This window comes from Okeania sp. SIO2F4 (assembly GCF_010672385.1).
Taxonomy (GTDB): domain Bacteria; phylum Cyanobacteriota; class Cyanobacteriia; order Cyanobacteriales; family Microcoleaceae; genus Trichodesmium.
Genome location: NZ_JAAHGT010000515.1, coordinates 1 through 6,751 on the forward strand (window position 1 = coordinate 1; position 6,751 = coordinate 6,751).

Here is a 6,751-nt window from a genome sequence, read left to right on the forward strand (position 1 = left end):
TCATCTTGAGTAATTTGAGCGATCGCTCAAATTGCAGTTTTCATCCTTGATAGACCACACTCTCCTCCAGAAACCCTAAGTATCGTATATTTATTCAGTCATAATTTGAAGAAGGAGGGCTTTTATACTAACTCCGCGCCTCCTGACTCCTGACTTCTAACAATAAGTTTAGTGGTCTACTCAACTGAAAAGCGCTGTAAACTACTATATCTACTTTTGGATTTAATCATTCCTGATTGTGCAACGCCTTTTTTTTGGTAAATAATGGGGGCTTGCTGAATAATCATAAAAGCATTGATATATAAAGGTTTTAGTCTTTTTTCATCTAAAAAACTACCAGCTTTTCGCTTTATCAAGCTCAAAAAGTTAGCATAAAAGGCAGACAACGGCAGAAAAACCAAGGGAAAATTCTGACTCCTACCTCGTCTATAATTCCCGTTCCTCCTAAATCCTGAGGACTGACTCCTACCCTTACCAAAAGAATTTTTTCAGCAAACCCTAATTGAACTTAACTCCAAATACTTGAGCAAAAGCATTAGCTAATTGGGGTAGCACTTCATCTGTAGTAATTCTAGGTAAAAATTCAGCCAGACTACCTACAGGTTTATCAGAAATACCGCAAGGTACAATCTTGTAGAAACCAGTCAAATCTGGACAAATATTGATAGAGAAGCCGTGCATAGTTATCCAACGGCTGACTTTAATTCCAATTGCTCCTACTTTTCGACCCTCCAACCAAACCCCTGTTAACCCTGGATATCTCTCACCTTGAAGACCATAGAAATCTAAGACTTTTAGCAATACTTCTTCTAGTTGTCGTAGATACCAATGTAAGTCTTGCTGATAATGCTTTAAGTTAAGGATTGGATAACCTACCAGTTGGCCTGGGCAATGGTATGTCACTTCCCCACCACGTTCCACACGGTAGAGTTCGTATTCATTTTGACCAGGATCGAATTTGAGAAAATCTAATTTGGCTCCTTGTCCCAATGTATAAACTGGTGGATGTTCTAATAATATTAGGACATCGGCCAACTCTGGACAATGACGACGTTGTTGGACAAGCGATCGCTGCCACTCCCAGGCCACCGAATACTTTGTTAGTCCTGGACAAATTAAGTGGCAAGTTTGAGAAGTCATTTTAGAGAAGGGGAGTGGGGGAATATAAAATAGAAAAATTATAATACCTCAGTAACTTGAGAAACCCTATCTCCGTAACATTCTTTTTTTATTACAGCAGTTTTCAGGTCAATGAACTAAATAAAAAAAATGATAATCCTGTAGGGACTTTGCTTGCAACTACTTTGTGGTTTACTCAAATGGAAAGCACCTAAAATGGATTTTTGCCTTCTCAAATATAACTACTGTCTTTTTTGATGGCAAATTAAGAAAAGATAAAAGCTAAAATATAACTATTCATTATTCATACTACTAACCAAATACTGCTAATTATCCAAAAAATCAACGAAAAATTTCGTGAAATTAAGGAAAAAAAAGTCAAGAATTGTCAAGGGATGCAAAGGATTTTAAAGATAGGATGTTTGGGAGAATACAAAGTGCTATTCTATATAATAATAGTAAGCCCAAACACAATTCGGAGGGAGCTTATGAAGCTTGTAATCCAGGGTAAAAATATAGAAATAACCGATTCTATTCACGAGTATGTCAATCAAAAAATTGAAAAAGCAGTTAATCATTTTCAACAACTCACCACAGAAGTAGATGTACATCTGTCAGTAGCTAAAAATCCACGCATAAATCCTAAGCAAACAGCAGAAGTAACTATCTACGCAAATGGTACAGTCATTCGTGCCCAGGAAAGTAGCGAGAACTTGTATGCCAGTATTGACTTAGTAGCAGATAAAATTGCACGCCAACTCAGGAAGTATAAAGAAAAGCGTCAATCCAAGGTAAGTAAAGCTAAGACTGTTGAAGTGATTCAATCACAGCCAGTAGTAGAGAATTTGATTGGCGATCGCCAACCAGAGCTACCAAATGAAGTAGTACGGACTAAATATTTTGCTATGCCTCCTATGACTGTAGAAGAAGCCCTGGAGCAGCTACAATTTATTGACCATGATTTCTATATGTTTTCCAATTCGGCGACTGGTGAAATTAATGTTATTTACAAACGTTATCATCATGGTGGTTATGGTTTAATTCAACCACGACCTAACAATAATGGTAATGGTAATAATGGGAAACTAGCCAATAGTATTGATGAGGCAGCAGGTCTTAAATCTACTTAGGTTTAGAATTATCTTAATATCGTGTCTGGTTGAATAGTTAGAACTAGAGCTTCGTAGTAGGGCTTGATCAATAAGATAGATATTTCAGTGGCTCAAGCCCTGCTACAAACAAAAACTTTTTTATCACTTATTATCCGGACATCATAATAACTTATTGCCATAATTATAGTTGTAGTTGGCTTGAGTAGAGATTTATTTTTAAATTTAAAGTCATGTCTTTATTAAAGCTAAGTGGCTTCTACTTAAAAAATTATCCCAAAATATTTTGTGGGCAAAATGCTCGTCAAATCTTGTGGGATAATTTATTTCTTGGCGCCCTTTAAGAAGAGTTTAAAGAAGCGGTCAGCACTCAACAATTAGAAAGCTTATAGGTAGTTAAGCAGGTATGGCTTTTAAGGCTTTTAAAGCTTCTTTAACATGAGCTTCAAAGTCAAGCATAGAGTCAAAGATATGACGGATAATTCCTTCTTTGTCTATGACGTAAGTGACTCTACCTGGAAGTATCCAGAGTGTGGCAGGTACATCGTATAATTCTCTAACTTTGTTGCTCTTATCACATAGGAGAGTAAAGGGTAAATTATATTTAGTCGCAAATTGTTTGTGAGATTTTTTCGAGTCTCCACTAATGCCAATTACTTCAGCATCGGTATCTGTAAATACTTGATATTTGTCTCTAAATGCACAAGCTTCCTTGGTACATCCAGGTGTATCGTCTTTGGGATAAAAGTAAACAACAACATTTTTCTTACCCCGGAAGTCAGAGAGAGAAACTTTAGTTCCATCTTGGGATGGTAAGGTAAATTCGGGTGCTTTATCTCCTACTTTAATTGTCATAGTTAATATTTTGGGTTAAAGATTATTGTAGATAATGTTAACTTTTGTTATATATATTAGCTTAAAAATCTCTATTTAACTTATCAGCACTTCCTGTTTAAGTAGGGGGCTTAAAATATAGAGATCTTAACTGTATCTTTTAGATTGATTTTCCTTTCTACAATAGACTTGTCGCTTTATAACTAAAAAAAACTGGCAAACCCAAGTCAAGTAATAATTTTAGCTATTCCCAATTTAAAACGTCTGGAATTACTGCTGTGTTTTAATTTAAGCGATTTTTTCCATCTATTTAGCGACTAGTCTAATATTCCCTTTGAAGTGAGGAACTATACTATGTTTTGTTGAATAAAACTTCATATATAGGGGCAAGCTAGAAATCCTAATATTGATGATATCACAAAAATTGTCACGAAGCAAAAGATTTTCTTTTGACGCGCGATTTTTTAGGTAGCTCTCAGAGAATAACAATGTTTGTGGTTTTCGACTGAGGAGGGATAGATGGAAAAATTTGATAAACGGCAAAAACACTATTTATGGGAGCTTCACAAAAGGCAAATCTTTTTGGTATGGCTCCTGAGAAAATTCCCTAAATATTTGATTGCCTCTTGGGAAAGCAAATTCAACTAAATTTGAATAAAAAGTCATGTAAATAGGCAATTTAGTAACTATAATCTTGATGATATCACAAAAATTGTCACGAAGCAAAGAAAAATCTTTTGACACAGGATTTTTTAGGTAGCTCTCAGAGAATGACAATGTTTGTGGTTTTCGACTGAGGAGGGATGGATGGAAAAATTTGATGAACGGAAAAAGCAGGTTTTACCATTCTTGAACACTGAAGCATGAATTGTATGATGGACAGGGTGGCTTGGGGTCTGACATTAAAATGCACCTTTCTACTACTGTTACCCTATATTTTCCTGTATTCTTTCCTTTTTAGCACTACCAAAAAAATTATCCTACTGATGCTGTGATTACTGAGTGCTGAGCGCTTCTTTAACTCCATTCTTCAGTTTCTTGAGCTTGTGCTTGGATGATACGATGGCGTAACTTAACCCAATCAACTTTACTATTAGGGGAATCTTCAATTAATTCTCCTTCTTCTAGATGTAGTAGCTTTGAACAAAACTGTTCAGCTAAATCTATTTGATGAGTGACCATAATTACTGTTACTTCACTTTCTGCTAAGGTTGCCAATACCTGTATAAATCGATTAGCAGTACCAATATCTAGAGCTGAGGTAGGTTCATCCAACAAAAGAATTTTAGGTTGAATTACAGCAGCACGAGCGATCGCTACTAATTGTTTTTGTCCCATGGAAAGTTGTAATTCTGACCTAGATAACCAAGATTCAGGAATATTTAACTGCTGTATCCAATATTCGCACCTTTGCTGAATTTCTGGTTGTCTTAGTCCTCTAAGTTTTAAAGGGTAAGCTATCGCTTCTGCTACAGACATTCCCAAAAGTTTTGACTCCTGTAATACTAGAGTCACTTCTTTTCGCAGTTGAGTCACAGGAATTTTGCCGTACTCTTGGTCATCTAAATATATATAACCAGAAGTAGGAGAATTCAATCTATTTAATAGCCGTAGCAAAGATGTCTTACCAGAGCCAGAAGGACCTACTACAGCAACCCTAGCACCTTTTTCTACAGTAAAAGAAATATCTTTGAGTAAATATTGGTAGCTAACTGGGGTAGTTAAACTTACTTGGTCTAAATATATTTGAAACTGCTGCTCTTCCATTTTTTAGTTAGGAAATGGCAACTGCATTGGAAATAGTCCAAGCATCTACTAATAATAACAGTATGGTGCAACCGAATAAAATCAAATACATCCAAGGTTGTGATAAAGGACGTACATCAGTTGTATCTATACCTGTCTTTGCCTCTACTATCCGAACCAACTTGGCAAAACCCACGACTCGCATTGGCAACAAATAACCTTCTCCAGAATTATTCAGAAAATAGTAGACTAAACCACCTTGACCTGTAGTCCGAGGTTTAAGAGCTTTTATTTCTGCCCAAGGTAAGTACCAACCTTTGCGAAAGAGGTCTGGTACCCAAGCTGGATAGGATAGTTGAATTCCTTTGTCATTAATTATGACTCGTTCTGTTAGAGCTGCGTATAATGCTATTGCTCCTAGTGTTAGTCCTACTCCTAAAATAACAGGAGGTACTGGCGCATTTGTGGCTTGGGATAAAAAAGGTAATGGTAAGGTTAATGCAATATACAAACTTAAAAGGGTTAATTTAATCAGAGGAGAAATTCTAAATATAAACGTTTCTGAGTGTTGATTTTCAATCATACTAAGTCTGGTTAATTAAGATAGTGTTTATAAAGCAAAGATTAAGACAGTCTATTGGTTTAATCTTCGGTATGTTCGGTGGGTTACGGTGGACAGTTAAGAGTTTGGTAATTCAGTATAATTATTGCGGCCAATTTAAGTCGGTGACAGCCATTTTGCTTCATTTCTGCATATTGCGAAGCTTTGCGGAACGCAAAACCCAGCCCACGCCTAGATTTAATATTCCTTTAACAAACAGTTTCTAAACATAATGAAATTATACCTGTTTGATAAATTTTGGCTACAAATAGTTAGGCTACGGCTTAGGAGTAAGTAGGGGTAATTCATTAATTGCCCCATTGCCCCTACTGTAGTCAGGAGGAAGAAAATTTAATTATTTTTTGTGGTTATCCTCTATTTTTAGTCAAATAGACATTAAAATCAAGACCTTTTCATTCAAGCTTATTTATAACGTTTTTTTCAAATTGTTATTATAGCTTTTTTATGAAAAATATAAAAAATATAATCATTGTTGCTTGATACTAATCCTACTGGAATTGTGAAAAAAATATCTTTCAATTTAGATGTAAGGGTTAGCAGTTTTTTATTTATTTATTTATTTTTTACAAATCATTTTAAACTGCTATCTTAAAGATGATTTGTAAAATAAATATCAAAAACGAGATAGGGAATAGGAAATCAGGAATAGAGGAATACACAACTATTTTTTACCATAAATTTATTGGTCTGAATACCGATACTCTATTAGGTATACTGATTAAATTCCATGCCTTATTCAAGTTTTAATACTTACTTGACAAACAGTCTATAAAGTAAATGAACATATTACTATTAGAGTAATATTCTACTTTATTAAAGAAAATGAAAAATGTTAAAAAAGATTTTGAGAGGTTTGGGGATTTTAATTACAGTAGTTTTGCTTTTAGGTATATCTGTAGTCTATTACTTCAAACTTAATAAAGAATTAGTTGGAAATTTTCTCCAAGACAATCCTGATAGGTATTCAATCAAACTTGTGAGAAATAATACAATACTTCCTGATTTAAACTCAAATAGAATGATGCATTTGGCAAGTACAGTGAAAATCATTTTAACTATTGAATATGCGGAATAAGTCGCTGTAGATTTAGTCAATCCCAATGAAGAAATTGAACTATCAGAATTGGATAAATTCTATGTAGAAAATACCGATGGAAATGCACATCCAAATTGGCTGAAATCAGTGCAGGATCAAATTAAAAATGACAATATTTCAATTAGAAAAATTGTCAAAGAAATTTTAAAATACAGTTCTAATGCAAATACACAATAGTTGAGTCAAAGACTTGGATTAGATAATATTAAGAATAGACTTAATAGA

7 protein-coding genes are annotated in these 6,751 nt (G+C 34.6%); 2 read left to right on the top strand and 5 right to left on the bottom strand.

The genetic code is table 11. The annotated features are described in order from the left end of the window. Positions 1 to 176 precede the first annotated feature (176 nt). Positions 177 to 401 carry a hypothetical protein gene (locus F6K22_RS26245; RefSeq protein ID WP_293104822.1) on the bottom strand — a complete coding sequence of 75 codons (225 nt, stop codon included), beginning with the start codon at positions 399 to 401 and terminating at the stop codon, positions 177 to 179. A 97-nt stretch (positions 402 to 498) separates the two neighbouring features. Next, on the bottom strand, positions 499 to 1,140 hold the full coding sequence (lipB, locus tag F6K22_RS26250; RefSeq protein WP_293104824.1) for a lipoyl(octanoyl) transferase LipB: 642 nt from the start codon (positions 1,138 to 1,140) through the stop codon (positions 499 to 501). A gap of 467 nt (positions 1,141 to 1,607) precedes the next feature. Here lipB and hpf point away from each other — a divergent pair, with 467 nt between their 5' ends. Continuing rightward, positions 1,608 to 2,249: a ribosome hibernation-promoting factor, HPF/YfiA family gene (gene hpf / locus F6K22_RS26255; RefSeq protein ID WP_293104826.1), complete on the top strand. Its 642-nt coding sequence runs from the start codon at positions 1,608 to 1,610 to the stop codon at positions 2,247 to 2,249. 375 nt (positions 2,250 to 2,624) lie between these two features. On the opposite strand, the gene F6K22_RS26260 is transcribed toward hpf, so the two are convergent. The 3 genes from F6K22_RS26260 to F6K22_RS26270 all read right to left on the bottom strand — a co-directional run bounded on the left by F6K22_RS26260 (position 2,625) and on the right by F6K22_RS26270 (position 5,391). After that, positions 2,625 to 3,083 carry a peroxiredoxin gene (locus tag F6K22_RS26260; RefSeq protein ID WP_293104829.1) on the bottom strand — a complete coding sequence of 153 codons (459 nt, stop codon included), beginning with the start codon at positions 3,081 to 3,083 and terminating at the stop codon, positions 2,625 to 2,627. Between the two features lie 996 nt (positions 3,084 to 4,079). Further along, entirely contained in the window at positions 4,080 to 4,829 is a 750-nt protein-coding gene (locus F6K22_RS26265) for an ABC transporter ATP-binding protein (protein ID WP_293104832.1), read from the bottom strand. A 7-nt stretch (positions 4,830 to 4,836) separates the two neighbouring features. Then, positions 4,837 to 5,391 carry a hypothetical protein gene (locus F6K22_RS26270; protein ID WP_293104835.1) on the bottom strand — a complete coding sequence of 185 codons (555 nt, stop codon included), beginning with the start codon at positions 5,389 to 5,391 and terminating at the stop codon, positions 4,837 to 4,839. Positions 5,392 to 6,259: 868 nt separating this feature from the next. Between F6K22_RS26270 and F6K22_RS26275 the strand changes: the two genes are divergently transcribed. Then, positions 6,260 to 6,505 carry a hypothetical protein gene (locus F6K22_RS26275; RefSeq protein WP_293104838.1) on the top strand — a complete coding sequence of 82 codons (246 nt, stop codon included), beginning with the start codon at positions 6,260 to 6,262 and terminating at the stop codon, positions 6,503 to 6,505. Positions 6,506 to 6,751 lie beyond the last annotated feature (246 nt).